This window comes from Allobosea sp. FW305-C-101 (assembly GCF_058783685.1).
On sequence record NZ_JBYSYT010000012.1, the window covers coordinates 1 to 17,584 of the forward strand.

At 60.6% G+C, this 17,584-nt stretch carries 20 protein-coding genes; 10 read left to right on the forward strand and 10 right to left on the reverse strand.

Annotated features, from left to right (window positions below; all coding sequences use genetic code 11):
- A partial coding sequence (locus tag AC3WMA_RS25550) for a metallophosphoesterase (protein WP_492288069.1) occupies positions 1 to 372 on the forward strand: 372 nt, incomplete at its 5' end.
- A gap of 64 nt (positions 373 to 436) precedes the next feature.
- On the opposite strand, the gene AC3WMA_RS25555 is transcribed toward AC3WMA_RS25550, so the two are convergent.
- The 5 genes from AC3WMA_RS25555 to AC3WMA_RS25575 all read right to left on the reverse strand — a co-directional run bounded on the left by AC3WMA_RS25555 (position 437) and on the right by AC3WMA_RS25575 (position 4,948).
- A complete protein-coding gene (locus AC3WMA_RS25555) occupies positions 437 to 1,810 on the reverse strand; it encodes an MFS transporter (RefSeq protein ID WP_492288070.1) in 1,374 nt (457 codons plus the stop codon).
- A 65-nt stretch (positions 1,811 to 1,875) separates the two neighbouring features.
- On the reverse strand, positions 1,876 to 2,154 hold the full coding sequence (locus AC3WMA_RS25560) for a metal-sensing transcriptional repressor (protein ID WP_492288071.1): 279 nt from the start codon (positions 2,152 to 2,154) through the stop codon (positions 1,876 to 1,878).
- Between the two features lie 438 nt (positions 2,155 to 2,592).
- Complete coding sequence (locus AC3WMA_RS25565) at positions 2,593 to 2,907, reverse strand: hypothetical protein (RefSeq protein ID WP_492288072.1); 315 nt, start codon at positions 2,905 to 2,907, stop codon at positions 2,593 to 2,595.
- A 264-nt stretch (positions 2,908 to 3,171) separates the two neighbouring features.
- Positions 3,172 to 4,221 carry a L,D-transpeptidase family protein gene (locus tag AC3WMA_RS25570; protein WP_492288073.1) on the reverse strand — a complete coding sequence of 350 codons (1,050 nt, stop codon included), beginning with the start codon at positions 4,219 to 4,221 and terminating at the stop codon, positions 3,172 to 3,174.
- 412 nt (positions 4,222 to 4,633) lie between these two features.
- Positions 4,634 to 4,948 (reverse strand): transglutaminase-like cysteine peptidase, encoded by a 315-nt coding sequence (locus AC3WMA_RS25575; RefSeq protein ID WP_492288074.1) that lies wholly within the window; start codon positions 4,946 to 4,948, stop codon positions 4,634 to 4,636.
- Positions 4,949 to 4,959: 11 nt separating this feature from the next.
- Here AC3WMA_RS25575 and AC3WMA_RS25580 point away from each other — a divergent pair, with 11 nt between their 5' ends.
- The gene (locus AC3WMA_RS25580; protein WP_492288075.1) at positions 4,960 to 5,106 is read left to right on the forward strand and encodes a cytochrome c oxidase system small membrane protein; all 147 of its coding nucleotides are present in this window, start codon (positions 4,960 to 4,962) and stop codon (positions 5,104 to 5,106) included.
- Positions 5,107 to 5,271: 165 nt separating this feature from the next.
- Positions 5,272 to 5,592, forward strand: coding sequence for a TFIIB-type zinc ribbon-containing protein (locus AC3WMA_RS25585; protein WP_492288143.1), 321 nt, complete (start codon positions 5,272 to 5,274; stop codon positions 5,590 to 5,592).
- Positions 5,593 to 5,606: 14 nt separating this feature from the next.
- Here the strand turns inward: AC3WMA_RS25585 and AC3WMA_RS25590 are convergent, their stop codons facing one another.
- From AC3WMA_RS25590 to AC3WMA_RS25610, 5 genes are all read right to left on the reverse strand, one after another.
- Complete coding sequence (locus AC3WMA_RS25590) at positions 5,607 to 6,521, reverse strand: cation diffusion facilitator family transporter (RefSeq protein ID WP_492288076.1); 915 nt, start codon at positions 6,519 to 6,521, stop codon at positions 5,607 to 5,609.
- A gap of 106 nt (positions 6,522 to 6,627) precedes the next feature.
- Positions 6,628 to 7,182, reverse strand: a complete 555-nt coding sequence (locus AC3WMA_RS25595) for a copper chaperone PCu(A)C (protein WP_492288077.1) — start codon at positions 7,180 to 7,182, stop codon at positions 6,628 to 6,630.
- On the reverse strand, positions 7,179 to 7,697 hold the full coding sequence (gene lspA, locus AC3WMA_RS25600; RefSeq protein ID WP_492288078.1) for a signal peptidase II: 519 nt from the start codon (positions 7,695 to 7,697) through the stop codon (positions 7,179 to 7,181). The genes AC3WMA_RS25595 and lspA overlap by 4 nt, the downstream gene beginning before the upstream one ends.
- The gene (locus AC3WMA_RS25605) at positions 7,697 to 8,323 is read right to left on the reverse strand and encodes a methyltransferase family protein (protein WP_492288079.1); all 627 of its coding nucleotides are present in this window, start codon (positions 8,321 to 8,323) and stop codon (positions 7,697 to 7,699) included. The genes lspA and AC3WMA_RS25605 overlap by 1 nt, the downstream gene beginning before the upstream one ends.
- Before the next feature lie 2 nt (positions 8,324 to 8,325).
- A complete protein-coding gene (locus AC3WMA_RS25610) occupies positions 8,326 to 11,088 on the reverse strand; it encodes a heavy metal translocating P-type ATPase (protein WP_492288080.1) in 2,763 nt (920 codons plus the stop codon).
- Positions 11,089 to 11,315: 227 nt separating this feature from the next.
- On the opposite strand from AC3WMA_RS25610, the gene AC3WMA_RS25615 reads away from it, so the two are divergent.
- The 7 genes from AC3WMA_RS25615 to AC3WMA_RS25645 all read left to right on the forward strand — a co-directional run bounded on the left by AC3WMA_RS25615 (position 11,316) and on the right by AC3WMA_RS25645 (position 17,439).
- Positions 11,316 to 12,653, forward strand: coding sequence for an Nramp family divalent metal transporter (locus AC3WMA_RS25615; RefSeq protein ID WP_492288081.1), 1,338 nt, complete (start codon positions 11,316 to 11,318; stop codon positions 12,651 to 12,653).
- Between the two features lie 632 nt (positions 12,654 to 13,285).
- Positions 13,286 to 13,906 carry an SCO family protein gene (locus AC3WMA_RS25620; protein ID WP_492288082.1) on the forward strand — a complete coding sequence of 207 codons (621 nt, stop codon included), beginning with the start codon at positions 13,286 to 13,288 and terminating at the stop codon, positions 13,904 to 13,906.
- Positions 13,907 to 14,019: 113 nt separating this feature from the next.
- On the forward strand, positions 14,020 to 14,442 hold the full coding sequence (locus tag AC3WMA_RS25625) for a TlpA disulfide reductase family protein (protein WP_492288083.1): 423 nt from the start codon (positions 14,020 to 14,022) through the stop codon (positions 14,440 to 14,442).
- 606 nt (positions 14,443 to 15,048) lie between these two features.
- Entirely contained in the window at positions 15,049 to 15,606 is a 558-nt protein-coding gene (locus AC3WMA_RS25630) for a TlpA disulfide reductase family protein (RefSeq protein WP_492288084.1), read from the forward strand.
- The gene (locus tag AC3WMA_RS25635; RefSeq protein WP_492288085.1) at positions 15,594 to 16,334 is read left to right on the forward strand and encodes a cytochrome c biogenesis CcdA family protein; all 741 of its coding nucleotides are present in this window, start codon (positions 15,594 to 15,596) and stop codon (positions 16,332 to 16,334) included. Before AC3WMA_RS25630 ends, AC3WMA_RS25635 begins: the two co-directional genes overlap by 13 nt.
- Before the next feature lie 29 nt (positions 16,335 to 16,363).
- Positions 16,364 to 16,792 (forward strand): disulfide bond formation protein B, encoded by a 429-nt coding sequence (locus AC3WMA_RS25640; protein WP_492288086.1) that lies wholly within the window; start codon positions 16,364 to 16,366, stop codon positions 16,790 to 16,792.
- Positions 16,789 to 17,439 (forward strand): DsbA family protein, encoded by a 651-nt coding sequence (locus AC3WMA_RS25645; protein WP_492288087.1) that lies wholly within the window; start codon positions 16,789 to 16,791, stop codon positions 17,437 to 17,439. The genes AC3WMA_RS25640 and AC3WMA_RS25645 overlap by 4 nt, the downstream gene beginning before the upstream one ends.
- Positions 17,440 to 17,584 lie beyond the last annotated feature (145 nt).

Here is a 17,584-nt window from a genome sequence, read left to right on the forward strand (position 1 = left end):
GACAGCGGTCACTATAGCCGCTTCATGCCCTGGCATGCAGCGGCCGAACACCGGCTCGATCTTGCTTTCATTCGCAGCGAGCTTGCGAAGGCGCACGAGGGGCCGACCGTTGTGGTCACGCACCACGCGCCACACCCGCAATCGGTCCAGCCAAGACATCAGGGCAGCGCGCTGTCGCCAGCCTTCGTCTCGGATCTGAGTGCCCTGATCGAGGACTACCAGCCAGACCTCTGGATCCATGGTCATGATCACGGATCGCACGACTACAGGGTGGGACGCACGCGCGTTTTGGCCAACCAGGCCGGTTACCCAAATCTGCACGGCGATCGAGAGAATCGACGGTTCGACCCTCTTTGCGTCGTTGAGGTCTGATCAATCGATCAACGCACGTCACAGGTGATCTGTGAAGCGAGATCAGCCTATCCGTCCCAGCCCATCAATTGGCCCTCGAGGGCCAGCGGATGTGCAGGTCATCGATCACGAAGGCGTGGTCATGACGATGGCCATCGGCCTCGACCAAGTGAGGATGATCCGGCGGCAGATCGTCATGGCTGTGAACCTGGGTCTCGGCGTCGGCCGCGGGCCAGACCTGTGCGGCAACGACGAGTGCGGCAAAGGTGAGGGCGGAGAAGGCCAAGGCGGTGACGGCGAGCGGAAGCGTAGCACCGAGCCATCCAGCGAGCGGATAGGTCACCAGCCAGCAGGCATGCGATAGCGCGAATTGCGCGGCAAAAACGGCCGGACGGTCGGCTGCCTGGGCGGAACGCCGCAGCAACCTGCCCGATGGTGTCTGCACGGCTGAGTAGCCGATACCGAGCAGCAGCCAGGTCGACAGGAGCAAAGGCCAGACCTGGCTTCCCGCGGGCAAGGTGGTGTTCGTGGTACCGGTGCCGGAAGCGGCAAACAGCGACGCGCTGAAGAACGCCAGGACGAGGCCGAGCCAGAACGCCGCGGCCAGCATCACGCGCCGGTCGGGAAGCTTGTCGAGAATGCGCGGCAGGACGAGCGCCGCAAGCATGGAACCGCCTCCAAAGCAGGCCAGCACCAGGGCAACCTGCCCATCTCCCAGCTCGAGCCAGCCCTTCACGATAACGACGGTGTTGACGATCACAAGCGCGCCGCCGGCTGCCGCCGCCATGTTCAGAGCCAGTAGACCCCGCAGGCGCGGCGTCGCCAGATAAATGCGCATCCCACGCGTCGTCTTGTCGTAGACGCCTCCCTGCCGATGGGCGGCGGGCGATGCGGGTAGTGACACCGACAGCACGAGGGTTGCGGAGCAGAGAAAGCCGACAACTGTGCCTGAGAATAGCCAGTGGAAGCTGATCAGGCTCAGCAGTAGTGCCGCGAGAGCCGGGCTGACCAGGCTCTCGAGATCGTAGGCCAGGCGCGAGAGCGAGAGGGCCCGCGTATAGTCGGCTTCCTCCGGTAGCACGTCGGGGATCGTCGCCTGGAAGGTTGGCGTGAAGGCCGCCGAGGCCGATTGCAGGAGGAAGATCAGGACATAGATCTGCCAGACCTCGGAAACGAAGGGCAGTAGCAGAGCGATCGCCGCCCGCACCAGATCCATCGCGATCAGGAAGAAGGCGCGTCGCGGCAGTTGTGCGGCGAAGGCACCGACCACGGGCGCGACCGTTACATAGGCGATCATCTTGACCGCCAGCGCGGTGCCGAGAACCGCGCCCGCCTTTTCACCCGCAAGCGCGAAAGCGAGTAGTCCCAGCGCGACGGTCAGAAGGCCGGTCCCAAGCAGCGCGATGATCTGGGCGAGGAAGAGGTGCCGATAGGTTCGGTTGGCGAGAACGTCGAGCATGATCGTCCGATGCAGTTCTAATCAGCCGCGGAGCGGCGAAGTCGGGGCCGCCTGGGATCACGTTCTCATAGGTATTTGGCTATCTCCTTGAACTCGTCGATCGAGCGGCGCTGTTCGCGTGCGAGAGGGCCGACGACGTCTTCAAGGCAGTGATCGAGATGGTCTTGGATGAGGTTCTTCTTGGCCTGCCCGATCGCCTTTTCGACCGCCTGGAGTTGCTGGGCGAGCTCCAAGCACGGCCGGCCGGCTTCGATCATTTCGATGACCTTGCGCAGATGGCCCTCAGCCCGCTTCAGGCGTTTGGCGATCTCGGGATGGCTCTCGTGAAGATGGCTATCGGACATAGCGGATGGTATCCCCCTGGATAGGATGAGTCAAAGCGCCGCATTCCTGGCGGTGTGCGCGATGTTGCTTAGTGAATGAGCGCGAAGATCATTTAAAGCAGTGTGCCAGGCCAGTGTGCCTACCGTCCATCCGGCGCAGCACGTGCGGTGCTCGTAACGCATACCAATTCGCAAATGCGATGGCATAGTGAACAGGATCTGAAGTCGGCCCCCCGCTTCCGACCGAGGCAAAAGCGAGGCGGTGAAGAATGTAGTCGAATTTTTCTAGATCAGGTTAGATAAGGAGGATGCTGTACGAAGGGGAACAAGGGAGTGAAATCTAAATCTCACCTGCACCAGAATGAATTGTGAGCTTTGCCATGGAGGTCATGTCAAAGAGCACATACTGAGGTTTGGAAAAACGGTCCCTCGCCAGAAGATCCTGCGTCCCATCTTTAATTAGGTCGCGGAATTGCCGCCCTTGTAGAATGGCTTCGCAGCTTGCAACAGCGGTGCACACTCCGGAGCGGCCTTGAGAATTGCTCCTTCGAAGCCACCCCCCTGAAGCCAAATTTCCGCAGCCAGGGAAATGCCCTGCGACGGTTGCGAAGCAATCCTCTTCACTAGATCGGGCAAAGCCGCATTGACACACGAATTAGCGGAGGCGACCAATGCGGCAGGGGCCTGGGCTTGTTTCAGCCGGGCATCGATCTGCGATGTGATCGGACCGACGATCACGAGCTGCACCAGAAACAAGAGGATGCTGTTCAACATAAGGCTCGCCCTCCAATCGGACTATCGAGCTATTGGGGTATCCCGAAGAGCGTTGTCTACTTGGTTGTGTCCGAGCGTTGGACGCCGCCGCCTCCCATCTCGCGTGTCACGTGTCGGAAACTCAACACAAACGCGAATGCGACAAAGGCGATGAGGCCCAGCAGTACAATCAGATTGCGTCTGCGGAGCTTGGCGGCGGCCCCAGCTCGTTCAGTTTGATGTGCTGACATATTCCAAAACTCTGCGAGATTTGACTAAGCTGGGTCAACGAACGCTGATCGTGCCCGTTGCTTCGGGCGAAGATCCGGTCGCTCCATAGGGATCGAGCAGGGCGGCATCTGGTCGGCTTATCTCGACGCGGCCAGCCACAAGGCTTTGCAGGCGCTCAGGGCCCATTTCCTTCAACATTTTGCGGAAACTGGGATGCATTCCGCCATCCGCGTAAGCGAGGATCGGCGATGCTGAGCTTACGCTGGTAAGCGCGCTGAACCGCCTCTCATCGCTCGCGCGTCTTTCTGAGACGAGAGACTGAATTGCCGGCTCGACTTCGTAAGCTGGGCAGGGCGCACCTGCGATCAACCGTGAGCTATCGCCCGCTGCGTCGAAAACATATCGCCTTTCGCATGCCGCGACCTTCGGAGGTTGCTTTGTCGCCTCGAAGTGATCAGACCCTTCCTTCAGATTGCGCCAAAATGCGATGTGCGGGCTATTGCGATGAGCTGCCATGTTTTCCGGGGTCATCCGGAAGGGTAGCGCCTGCACCTGGAAGCTCTTCTGGCCGCCGGCAAATGCCTCGCGAGCCAACCCGAATACCTCCGTCACGCCATCATCGGTCATAGCGAAACAGCCCGCGGACGTGCAGGCCCCATGGACCATGAGCGCTGAACCCGTGAACCCCTGCGACCGCTCCAACGCGTTCGGATAACCCAGATTGAACGATAGGTAGAACTGTGACCGGGGGTTCATCAGGTCAGGAGTGACCGTATAAATTCCCTCTGGCGCTTGCCGATCGCCTTCGCGCGTTTTGGGACCAAGTTGCCCCGACCAGCGACACATCGGATAGGTCTTGAGGAGGGCAAACCGGCCGCTCCGATCCCGCTTCCAGACCTCCAGTTCGCTCTCCCTTTTGAAGATGCGGATGAAGATCGGATCGGCCTGCGACATGCCTTTAGCCGACATTTGCGAGACCAGCTTCACAGGCAGGGGCTGCAAATGGCGCGCGTCATCGCCTTCGCCGACGACGCAGCCGGCAAGCAGCGCCAAAAGGCCGATGGCCGTCGCTATTTTGACCAAGGTCGAGGAGCGTTGAGACATTGCGTGAGGATGATCGGCTATGGCTTCTGAGGCGTTAATAGTGGGGGAGCCTACAAGCTGATGCCACTAGAGGTTCAAGGGGCAAAATGCCGCGCGATTGAACCTTTGTCAGAATGGGACTTGAACCTCATGTCACTATAGGTGCGACACCTGCGGGAACGTAGGAGTTTGCGAAGTGAAAAGTTCCCGCCAGATTCTCGGGCACCCAAGCGCGACGTTCGCGGCGGATTGGAGAGAGCCGGCCGAATCCCAGAGCCCGCGCTGCGACCTCCCTGACGCGATGCTGCCATCGGCGGGCGGAGACATTTGAGCTGTGTCCGCCGCCCATAAATATCGCCCTTGTTGGCTTCATGGAGCGGAACAACCCGGAAGCCGAGATCGCGATCCTCGTATGAAGGGGGCCGCCGAGCCCCTAGCGAGATGGGGTGATACTAGCGGTCACTACATCCGGACGGCCGAGAATGCGCCCCAAGTCCTGCCAATCATTCTGGTTGGTCGGGGACTGGCGCTTGATGAAGGTCAAGCCGGAGCGCGACCAAGGGAGTATTCTTTCGATCTGGTTGTCGAGAACGAATTCGCCGCGATCGGTCACGACGGTCAGAACTGCATGTCCGCCACCTTCGCGATCAATCACAATCGTGATCAGGAGAGCGGAGAGGGGCCAGCCTCTCTTCGACAGCTCGCGACGCTTTTCCAGTACATAAATGGATGCATCGGATCGGATCAAGGAATACTGAAATGAAATCTCGGAACAGAGCCTTAGCGTTGGCTTTGATTGTCTTGGCGGGCGTCTTTTACGCTGTATCTTTTGTTCGCATGCAACAGACGGAAGACCGGAGACATGTCGAGGATCCGAACGTGCATTCGACGCCAGGCAAACTATGACGCGGGGAGTTGCGTCATTCCGCCTCAGAATGCCGCCTTGAACCTCTAGTGACTGTAGCTTGTATCCTGTGCGCCCAGTGTTCGTTAGGAGCGCCTGCAATGAATGATACCGCTTCCAAGCCACATGAAGGATTGCCGTGCCCGGTGTGCCGCGTCGATCTCGTTATGAGCGATCGACAGGGCATCGAAATCGATTACTGCCCCAAGTGCCGCGGTGTCTGGCTCGACCGCGGCGAACTGGACAAAATTATTGAGCGCAGTTTGCGCGAGCCAAGTTCCGTTCAGGACCAATCCCAGCCAAGCTTCATACCTCAGCCGGGCGCGCCGACACCTTGGGGGTCCGCACCCGCTCAACCAGCCTACCAGGGCTATGCGCCTCAAGGCGGTCATCAAAGTGGCTACGACAGTCATGGTGGCAGCGGCCATGGAGGGGGGCACGGCGGCGGTCACGGCCGACGGGGGTTCCTCGGTAGGATCTTCGACTAAGCTGACCGCGAAGCTCAGATCCGAGTGTCGTGTCCAGAGGACTGCCTAATATCCTCGTCCTCAATCTGAATGGTCGTGTGCGAGATTCCAAACTCCTCGCGCATGACCACGCTGGCGGTCTGCAAGGTGCTCTTCGCCTGCGACATATCCGACGTGATGACGTGGCAGCTCATCGCATCGAGACCGGATGTGAGAGTCCAGACATGGAGATCATGGACCGCGGTGACATTCGGAAGTGACGACAAACGAGCTTCGATCGCTCCGACGTCGACTTCAGGCGGTGTCCCCTCCATCAGGATGTGGACCGCTTGTTTCAGGAGCATCCAGGTGCGTGGAACGATGAAGAGTCCAATCGCCGCGCCGATGATCGGATCGGCCAGCTTCCACCCTGTAAACATCACCACTGCAGCAGCGACAATGACACCTAGCGAGCCCAGCATATCGCCGAGCACCTCGTAGTAGGCGCCTTTGACATTCAGGCTTTCGGACGAACCGCCGGCGAGCAGTTTTAGGCTCAGTAGATTTACGAACAGGCCGACGACCGCAACCACCAGCATGGGACCACCAAGGATCTCCGGCGGGTTTTTGAAGCGCTCATAGGCCTCGAATAGAATGTAGACGGTCAGCAGTAACAGCACGACCGCGTTCGCGAGCGCCGATAAAATTTCGAGGCGGACATACCCGAACGTCTGCCTTGGCGTGGCCGCGCGCTCAGCAAATCGAATGGCAATCAGGGCCAGCGCCAAACCGCCCGCATCGGTGAGCATGTGCGCGGCGTCCGCCAACAGGGCCAGACTGCCGGTCCAGAGGCCTCCGACAACCTCCGCAACCATAAAGGTTGTCGTGAGACCGAGAGCAAGCGCGAGACGCGACTTATGCTTACCCGCGCCGGTGGCTTGCGCTCCGCCGTGAGAATGTCCTGCGCCCATGAGGCCCTCTCAATCGATTTGCAGCTAGCCGGTCGGAAACGGAACCTGGAGGAGTTGTGACGAAGGGGCACCCTTCCGGGCAGTCCCCCGGTCCCAGCCAACGAGGCTAGGAGTGGTCATTGTGAGGCGGCTGACCCGGGCTCTCGATCCGAATGTCGGCTTTTAGCCGACCAGCCCGAGCAAAAATGAATTCGACGGGCAGAGTCGTACCTGGCTCTACCTTCTGCCTCAATCCGACGAGGCGAATCTGCTGATAGTCAGGCTTGAGGCTTGTCTTTGCCGATGGAGCCAGATCGATCTCTCCAAGCTCGTCCATTTTCGTGCTCGCTGAGCGCCCGACGATCTTCTCAAACACGGCGCCAGAGGCTGCAGTCGTTTCGACGGCGACAAGTCGATCCAGCGTCGGGGCGTTATTTTCAAAGGTTGCGAACACTGGCAGGTCGTCCCCGACCAAGGCGGTCCCGCTCGACCAAGGATGTATTACCGAGACGCCATTGGCTCGTGCGACCGGTTCGGTATGGGTCATGCCCAGCAGTAGGAATGGCCCGACACCTATCAGAGCAAGGCCGACTGTCCTGCCAACCGCTTTATAACTCGGAGAGGCGACTTGGTCGGCTCGTCCGAGAGCATCGATAAATTTCCTGAAGCCGGCACCGATCATTGGGAGCCATCCTCCAATCCTGTGTTGGACGGAGCCGATCGCGAAATCAGCGGCGTCAGGCTGACGGCCACTATCAAAGAAACGCCGATGCTGATGGCGATGTCGGCGCCGTTGAAGGTCGGCCAGTGGTAGCCTACCCAGTGAAGGTCGATGAAATCTGTGACGGCACCTTGTCGCCAGCGATCCGTGGCGTTGCCGAGAGCCCCGCCCGCGATCAGAGACAACCCTGTCTGTTCCAGGCTTGCCTCACTCCTCGCAGCCCAGACCAGCAATCCTATAGCGACGACAAACTTGAAGAGGCCTAGCGCGCCGGGCCAGGCGTCGAGCCATTCGCTGCCCAAGCCGAAGCTGACCCCATAGTTGAAACCGAGACGGAGATTCAGAAACGGTGTCAGTTCGATGATGCGCGGTGGCACCATGACCTTGGTGAGGATCAGCCACTTGGTGATCTGATCGGCAGCTAGTGCGACGCCTGCCCAGGCAAGCACGCGACTGGTTATCCGAGCCTGTGACATCAGGTGTTCCCGGATTGATGAGACTGGTAGCCAACCCATCGGCCTACGCGCGCGGAATAGGCGCGATAGGATTCGCCTAACGCCTCCAGCAAAACGCCTTCCTCGATGCGCACCTGAAGCGCGATCGCATAGAACGCGGACGCCGTGAGGCCGGCTTGAACGAGGCTCGGCTTGGCTATGAAAAGGCCGCCGAATAGGAGCGCTTGGCCGACAAAAACCGGATTCCGCGAGATAGCGAACGGGCCACCGTCAACAATACGCCCAACGTGATCTTCGGCCGCCCCAATCCGCCATGAGTTACCCATGTAGCCTTGTGCAAAGAGGGCAAGGCAGGCTCCGGCAAGCACCAAGGCAAACCCAATCACGTCAGGCGCTTTTCCGCTCAATAGTCCCGACAACGGATCGGCCGAAAATGCGCTGCCGAAAACCGTCGTACCGAGCGGCCACAGCACCGCTCCTGCGAAGGACAGCCTGAACAGCAACCCCGGCAGGGTTTGTCGACGCGATCCCTTTTCAAATAGCCAGACCGGCTGATCTGACGACCTTGCCAGTGCGAACGTCAGAGCGAGGAAACCCGCAACGTAGCCTATCGCGGTCCCGTAACTGGCTACCTCGAGGGGCGACATTCTTATGACACGCGGCTGGCGTTGAAGCGCAACAACCGCAGAGCGTTCGCTGTCACGATCACGGTCGCGCCGGTATCGGCAAGGATGGCAACCCACAAGCCGGTGTAGCCCAAGACGCTGGTCACGAGGAACACGCCCTTCAGAGCCAGGGCGATGGCGATATTTGTCCGGATATTGCCCATCGTCGCCCGCGCCAGGCGGATCATTGCAGCGACATCTCGAACCCGGCTTTTGAGAACGGCTCCGTCCGCCGTCTCCAGAGCAACATCCGTACCAGAGCCCATCGCCACCCCGACATTGGCTGCAGCGAGGGCCGGGGCGTCATTTATGCCGTCACCGACCATCATCACAGCGGTCTCGCTCGCGAGTGATTTGATGGCGGTGACCTTATCGTCGGGCATCAGCTCGGCTTTGTGCTCCATGCCAAGTCCATCTGCGATGGCGGCGCCGGTTCGAGCGTTGTCGCCCGTCAACATAAGCGATCGAATTCCCATCGCCTTTAGCTCGGCCACAGCCAGGGCAGCATCATCGCGGGGTTCATCACGTAGCGCGATTAGCCCCACCAGTTTGCCGTCAGCAATGACGGCGGCGACGGTCTTGCCATCGGATTCAAGCCGCTCAACATTTGCCTTGGCCTCGGCGTCGAACGTCGCCCGGGCAATTGCATGCCGGGGCGCGCCCACAAAAACCGATATACCATCCAACGATCCTGTGACGCCCTGCCCAGCGATAGCTGAAGCATTTTGCGCCGGTCGAACCGTGATGGCGTGAGACCGGGAACGCTCCAGGATCGCCTCAGCTAGAGGGTGGTTAGATCCGGTTTCCACGGATGCCGCGAGTTCGAGGACGCGGCGTTCATCCTCTCCGAGTGCGATCACTTCAGTCACGCGCGGAGTACCAGCGGTCAACGTACCGGTCTTGTCGAAAGCGACGATGCCCGTCTTGGCGGCCGCTTCAATGACAACCCCGCCCTTCATCAGTAGACCCTGACGGGCGCCAGTAGACAATGCGGCTGCAATGGAGGCGGGCACCGAGATGACGAGCGCGCAGGGGCAGCCGATCAATAGCAGCGCCAGCGCGCGGTAAATCCAGACCGACCACTCGGCGCCGAGCAGGAGCGGGGGCACCAGCGCGACCAGCACGGCAAGCCCGACGATCGCCGGCATGTACCAACGCGAGAAGCGGTCGATGAAGCGCTCGGTCGGGGCGCGCGCCTCCTGCGCCTCCTCGACCAGGCGGATGATGCGGGCGATGGTGTTGTCCTGCGCCGCCTTGTCGACGCGTACGCGCAGCGCCGCCTCGCGATTGACCGAGCCTGCATAGACCGGCTCGCCGACACCCTTGGTCTTGGGCATCGACTCGCCGGTGACCGGGCTCTCGTCAATGCCGGAGATGCCGTCGGTGATCTCGCCATCGGCCGGGATGCGGTCGCCGGGGCGGACCAGCACGGTCTGGCCGATGCGAAGGCTTGCGGCATCGACCTGCCGGGTCGCGCCGTTCTCCTCGACGATGGCCGTCTTGGGCACGAGATCGCCGAGCGCGCGGATCGAGGCGCGGGCGCGGTCGGCCGCGACGCCTTCGAGCACTTCGCCGACCGCGAAGAGGAAGACGACCAGCGCCGCTTCCTCGGCGGCGCCGATGAAGAGTGCGCCGATGGCGGCGATCGTCATCAGCATCTCGATGGTGAAGGGGATGCCGGCGCGGGCCGCCGCGAAGGCGCGCTTCGCCACCGGCGCGACGCCGACAATGCAAGCCAGGAAGAAGGCCCAGTGGCCGATACCCGGCCAGATCAGGCCAGCCGCATAAGCGGCGCCGAGGAACAGGCCGGTCGCGATGACGAGCCGGCCCTTGCCGGTCTGGTACCAGCTCGCACCGTCGGGCGTGGCCTCATGGACATGGCCGGGCAGGCCGTGGCCGTGGTCACTCACCGCAGATGTGGAGCCCGAGACTTTGGCACTGTGTGAATGAGCGGCGTGCTTGTGGCCTGAACGATCGTGATTGTGGTCGCCGTGATCATGCTTATGGCCAGCCTGATCATGGTTGTGCCCGTGCTCATGACCATGGTTGTGCCCATGGCCATGAGCGTGCGAGTGGCCATGGGCATGGCCCGAACATGAATTTTCGCCGTGATCATGTTTGGCATGATCGTGATCATGGTGATCGTGAGTGTGACCCGCGTGTCCATGATCATGCCCGCAGCCACAACTGTCTTCTTTTGCCGCCGGCGCCGGTGATGCCAGTGCTGCAAGCGCGGTAGTCGTGTAGCCGAGGCCCTTCACGCGCTTCTCGATCGCGTCAGGGGCGGTTCTTCCGGCATCCAGTGCTAGGGTCAAAGTCTCGGATATCACCGAGACTTTGACATTGCTGACGCCGGGGAGGCGCTCCACGGCGCCGCGAATCTTCGCTGCGCAGCTTGCGCAGTCCATGCCCGCGACCTTCCAGGACAGAGTGTGCTTCGACGGTTCAGCTTTGTCGTGGTCGTGGTCGTGGGTTTGGCCGACGGCGTCATTCGCGTGGCGCTTGCTCTCGACCATAGCTATTGCGCCAAAGCCTAGGCTTTTCACGCGCTGCTCGACCGCCTGGCGAGACGTACGCGTCTCGTCTAGCTTCAGCTTCATCGTTTCCGACATCAGCGAGAGCCTGAATTCGGACACGCCTGGCATTTTTTCGACGGCCCCGCGCACCTTGGCAACGCAGCTGGCGCAATCCATCCCGCTGATCTTCCAGCTCAAAGGCTGAAGCTTGCTGTCCTTGCTGGCCGCCATAGGGATGACTCCTGGTGCCCGAATTTCGGAAGCAGCTTCTCTACAACCTCTAGCGACTTCAGGTTCAAGCGAAAAATTTCAGACTCTGGTTGCGGACGAAATCGCCCGCCGAAGGAATTTCGTCGGGCTTCGGATCGCTCAAACATTCAACGGGTATCCCCGGGCCTTGACAGGCTTCAGCAAGTTCTCTTATTGCAAATGAAATGCATTTACAGAAAGACCTTCCGATGAAGGGCAGTGAGATCGTTGAAACTGGCTGGCGCAGGCAGCGCGGCGAGCCGTCCATGCTCGAAGTGTTTCGGAGCATCACAGTAAATCCTGGTGCGACGCCCTGGCGCAGATTCCTTGCCTTCGTAGGCCCCGGCTATCTCGTTGCAGTAGGCTATATGGACCCCGGCAATTGGGCGACTTCACTCGCTGGGGGAGCGCAGTTCGGCTACGCGCTGCTGGTCGTCGCTCTCATTTCCAACATCATGGCGATTATTCTGCAGGCCCTTTGCGCCCGCTTGGCCATCGCGACCGGCCGGGATCTCGCGCAAGCGTGCAGGGACGCATTTCCAAAGGCGATCTCCTGGCCGCTGTGGGCCTTTGCGGAGCTGGCCATCTGCGCAACCGACCTGGCTGAAGTCATCGGGACGGCAATCGCGCTGAATTTGCTGTTCGGCATGCCCATGGAAATCGGCGTCTTGGTCACCGCTCTCGACGTGATCGTTATCCTTTGGCTGCAGAATATGGGCTTCCGTTGGGTCGAAGCCTTTATCATCACGCTACTTGGCGTAATTGCGCTCTGTTTCGGCATCCAGATTGCTCTGGCGGATCCGAACTGGGGTGAGGTCATTAAAGGTTTTGCACCGACGATCGAGATCGTCCGCAATCCCCAGATGCTCTACCTGGCCTTGGGAATCATCGGTGCCACGGTGATGCCGCATAATCTCTATCTGCACTCCGGCATCGTGCAGACGCGGGCGTACGGGAGCACGATCCCTGAGAAACGAGACGCGTTAAAGTGGGCAACTCTCGACTCAACGATCGCGCTGATGTTTGCGCTCATCGTCAATGCGTCCATCCTCGTACTGGCTGCTGCAAGCTTTCATAAGACAGGGCAGACCGAGGTCGCGGAGCTCGGCAGAGCGCACGAGTTGCTCGCGCCGCTCCTCGGAGCTTCAATCGCACCGACCCTTTTCGCGATTGCCCTTCTCTGCTGCGGGCTCAACTCGACGGTCACCGCGACGATGGCGGGCCAGATCGTCATGGAAGGCTTCCTCGATATCAAGCTTCCCTCGTGGCTACGACGGTTGGCGACCCGGCTCGTGGCCATCGTTCCCGCCCTCCTCGTCACCTGGATCTATGGGGCTGGAGAGACGGCGAAGCTTCTGATCCTAAGTCAGGTCGTCCTGGGTCTGCAGCTGCCTTTCGCGATCGTTCCACTCGTCATGTTCACTGCGTCGCGGACAAAAATGGGCGAGCTCGTCGCCCCACGCTGGTTGACGGTGACCGCAGCGGTGGTGGCCGCCATCATCATCGTCCTCAATATCAAATTGCTGGTCGACCTTGCGGTTGGGTGAACATCTCGTCGCATTGCCTGAGCGCAGTGGCCGGCTTAACAGGGCATCGTGAGAAGCATTTCGAGCGCATACTGTTGGCGGTGCCTATGGGCAGTTGCGCTCGCGTGCGCGCTGGTGCTGACGTGTTTGATGCAGCCCGTTCAGGCCAGCTACTCACTCGAATTAACCGTCGCGAGGTCTGCCAAAGCCCTGCCGCGCGATTCTGGTTCGCAGGCGCCGGCCCGCGTTTCGGACCACCACCAATCTTTGCAGAATGGGAAGTCCGACCGGTACGCGCCAGGCGATAGGGCTTTGCTGCTTACCGGCAAGCTAGCTGTTGCCCACGAAAACAGCTTGCCTCAGTTCGTTCACCCACCTCCGCCCGCCGTCGACGCTACGGTTGCATTGCCAGTCCGGGCACTTCTTCGACAAGGATCAAGAGCACCACCAGCCCTCATAACGTGAGTTGAACCGGCCTAGCGGCCCCTTCACTATGAGGAGACCACCTTGATGATTGTGCCCCCCGCAAGCGGCCTTCCGAAGTCCGGCTTGGGCGCTGATTCCCCAACTCTTGCCATCGGTCATAGTGGGAACCGACGAGCGGCAGGCCATGCCTTTCGTCGCTATCAGCGCCACGATCAAATGTTTCAGCCATGCCATTTCTAAAGTGGATACGGTACGGAGCGTGGGCTGCCGTTATCCTGATCAGCTTCACCTGCGCGGCGATTTTGCTGGGCTGGTGGCGGGTTGACGGATCCAGGGTTACCGCGGAGAGCCAATCCAACATCTCCGCGCCCGTGGACATCGGAGGGCCATTTTCGCTGACCGATCACCGAGGGAAGTCTGTCACCAACAAGGACTTTGTCGGCAAACCGATGGCCGTCTTTTTCGGCTTCACGCATTGCCCAGAGGTCTGCCCAACCACGTTGGTTCAGTTGGGAAACCTAACGAAGCAGATCGGACAAGCGGCGGACAAGCTCCAGATCCTGTTCATCACGGTGGATCCTGAACGCGACACGCCGGAGCAGATGGCGCTCTATTTGGAGTCCTTCGACCCGCGGGTCGTCGGCTTGAGCGGGACCCGTGAGCAGGTGGCGGCTGCTCTGAAGGCGTACAAGGCCTATGCCAAAAAGGTCCCGACCGATGGCAGCTACACCATGGATCACACCGCGTCCGTTTATCTTATGAACGCGGACGGCAGCTTTCGAACAATGATCGACTACCACGAGGAAGATAGCTCGGCGCTCGCCAAAATTCGCATGGTGTTGAGGTGATCAGCAGGCGCCGGTGGCTCGGCGCTTCCGTCGTCATATTAGGCATCGTGGCCCCGGCAGCATATCTCGGGCTGGCTTGGCGACTTGGGGGGCAGGCAGAATTCCGCCCGGCAGTGACCTTTGAGGACGTCAACGGCCAGCCGCGATCGCTGGCCGATTTCCGGGGCAAGTACGTGCTCTTGAATGTCTGGGCGACCTGGTGCCCACCTTGCGTGAAAGAGATGCCTTCGCTCGATAGGCTTCAGGCTTTGAAAGGCGACACTCGCTTTGAGGTTGTCGCCCTTTCAGTCGACCGGAAAGGTCCGCAGCTCGTCAAAGACTTTTATCTGCGCGCGAATATTCGATCGCTTGGAATCTACCTCGATCGCGAGGCCCGGAGCATGTCTGCCCTCCGGGTCACGGGACTTCCGATGACGCTGTTGCTCGATCCAAGCGGCGTCGAGGTCGCGCGGTGGGCTGGAATGCGGGAATGGGATAAGCGTGAGATGATGCGGGAGATCGACGAGCGGATCACCGAAAGCTCGACGGGTCGATGATCCCCTCCGGACGACACCTTCAAGAAAGCGCGAGCCTCGGCCTCCCAAATTGCCTCGGATGCTCAACTCGCGATAATTCGGAACCATGATGGCAACCAGATCAGCTCGAACGATCGGACGCAGCCTCTTGGCTGTCGTTGGCGGTCTCGTGCTGCTGCTTCAGCTGCTGGTTAGCGCGTCGGCGACGAACAACCGCCTCGGCATCGTTCAACGAGACACTCCGCTGTCAGAAATTTGCGGGACGACGCCGGCCACCAAGGGTGATCGCGCCGCGCATATCGAAGGCCTGAACAGTTGCTGTTTCTGGGCGAAACCCATCGCCTTGGCGTCCTCGATCCCGCCTGCGGCCGCAGTCTTGGTTTCGGATCGTCCCGGGCCTGCCAGGGTGGTTTTTGCGCCGCCTTTCGTTCGGTTCGTTTTGCCACCCTCGACCGCACCGCCGCGCGCGACTGGCCCTCCATCCCAAGGTTGATCAAGCGGGTCTCGCGAGAGGCTTTGCTAGGACCGCGTTCAGCGGATCCGAAATCGTAGCTGAACCTCACGCGCACAGACAGCGCCGTGGATTGGGGCAGCTCATGATCCCGATCAGCCCAGGAGCGCCGCGGAGTGCTCGGCAAAATTCTCAAGTCCCGGTTCGCTATCCTCACGGCTGTCGCAACTGCGGCAGTCGCGATTTTGGCTGCGTCACTCTTAGTAGCTGAGAAGGCTCCGCGACCGGGAACCGCTGGGGCACTCGGGTTCAATCGACTTGGTGGGGAATATGCCGACCTGAAAAGCTTCCAGGGCCGGCCGGTTCTTTTGAGCATCTGGGCGACGTGGTGCTTGTCATGCCGCGAGGAGCTTCCAGCTCTCGCGCGCCTAAACCGCGAGTGGAAAGAGCCGAGCCTTGGCGTCGTCGCACTGTCTGTCGATCGTGACGGCGCTGAAGTCGTAGAACCTTTGCTCCGTAATCTGGGCATCGTGGACTTGCCGGTCTTTCTTGATCCCGCAGGCCGAGCCGTCAAAGAATTTTCGGTTTCCGGGCTGCCTACATCCATCCTTCTCGATCGCAATGGTCGGGAGCTCGGCCGCTGGTTCGGCCCCAGATCTTGGGATGCGACGGCGACGAGGCAGGAGATCATCGGGCTGATCGCAAAAGGCGGGAACGAAGGATGGAAGCCCTGATGGAAATCGCAAACATCAGCATTCTAGCCGCTCTTGCTGCCGGCGCCGTCTCGTTTCTGTCCCCTTGCGTGCTGCCGTTGGTCCCTGGGTACCTGTCGTATGTCGCGGGAAGCTTGTCGGCCGACTCCGACAGCCGGAGAGCGCGGACAAGTGCCTTTGCCATGAGCTTCTGGTTCGTGCTCGGATTTTCGACGGTTTTCGTCATCCTAGGCGCGGGAGCCTCTGCGGTAAGCCGCCTTCTGCTCTCCTATCGCTATGAGGCCGGCCTCGTCGGCGGCGCGATCATCGTGGTCTTTGGCATTTTCAGCACCGGGGTTGTGCAAGTTCCCTGGATGGAGCGGGAATTCCGACTGAGTCCGCAAGTATCAGGTGGGCGGCCGCAAAGCGCTTACGTTCTCGGGCTCGCATTCGGTTTCGGTTGGACGCCCTGCATCGGGCCGATTCTCGGCGCAATCCTCACCGTGAGTGCGACCTCCGCGACGCCCGCGGCGGGCGTGACTCTGTTGGCAATCTATTCGCTCGGCCTGGCCATCCCCTTTCTCCTCACCGCACTGCTCGCCGGCGGCATCACTGCGCGCCTGCGGCGGCTGCGCAGCTTCGGTCGAGGTCTCCAGATTTTCACGGGCCTAACGATGGTCGCCATGGGGCTCGCCATGATGACCGGGCGCCTCTCAACCATGGCGTTCTGGCTACTCGAAACCTTCCCAATCCTCGCACTTATCGGTTGAAAGGCCTCCATTTGATGACAAATCCCAGCATGTTACCCGACCAGGAAGGGCGGTGGTCGTTTCTGTATCTGGCATGGCTCGTCGCGCTAGTCGCGAGCTTAGGCGCGCTCTTCATCGGCGAGGTGATGGGCCAGGCTCCCTGCAGCCTTTGTTGGCAACAGCGGGCTTTCATGTTCCCGCTCGCCATCCTACTCGCTTTCGCCAGCTTTCGTGCGGACACGACGGTGTGGCGATATGCATTGCCGCTGGCCGCTCTCGGTGCGGCGATAGCTCTGTTCCACAGCCTGCTCTACGCTGGCCTGATCCCAGAAGGCATCCAGCCGTGCTCGCAAGGCCCGTCCTGCGCGAGCGCAGAGATGACCATCCTCGGAGTTCTGCCGCTCCCATACCTCTCGCTGGCGGCATTTTTGGCAATCGTGCTCGCCCTGCTTGCTTCAAAGTCGAAGGCACAATCATGAACCGTCGCGGCCTTGTCCTTGCAACTGGCGCGCTGGCGCTCTCGTTCTTCGTGGGCGGGAGTGTGGCTTACAACGCTCAACAAGCGCGGAGAGCCCGCGAGATTGCCGCGGCCCGTGCCGAGGCACTGGTGCGGAGCCATTCCCCGGTCCTTGGTTCACCGAACGCGCCCGTCACAATCGTGGAATTCTTCGATCCATCGTGTGAGGCGTGTCGAGCCTTCTATCCGGCTTTGAAGCAGATCATGGGATTGTTCCCCAACGATGTTCGCCTCGTTATGCGCTACGCGGCATTTCACGACGGCTCCGACGCCGCCGTAAAAATCCTCGAAGCGGCTCGCCTTCAGGACAAGTTCGTGCCTGTCCTCGAGGCGCTCCTGGAGTTTCAGCCCGAGTGGGCCGATCACTCCGGCCCGGTGTTGGAGAAGGCATGGGCGCGCGCGAAAGACGCGGGCTTGGATATCGAGCAGGCCAAGCGGGACTGGACACGCGCTGAAATCCAAGCTGCCCTGGAAAGCGACACCCGCGACAGCAAATCTCTGGAAGTGACACGCACTCCGACGTTCTTTGTGAACGGTCAACCGCTGACCGACTTCGGCCCACAGCAGCTCTACGACATGGTTCGTCGGGAGGTGCAGAAGGCGAAATAGCGCGGATATGTTCGATATGGTGGCTGGATGCGCCCTGCGTGCACCAGCCACCAATTCGCGATTGTGGAGCTGTACCTTGTCCCGAAGAGCGATTGTAAACTTACTATTCAGGGTAGCGATATTGATCGTCGCCGCAATCGGCATC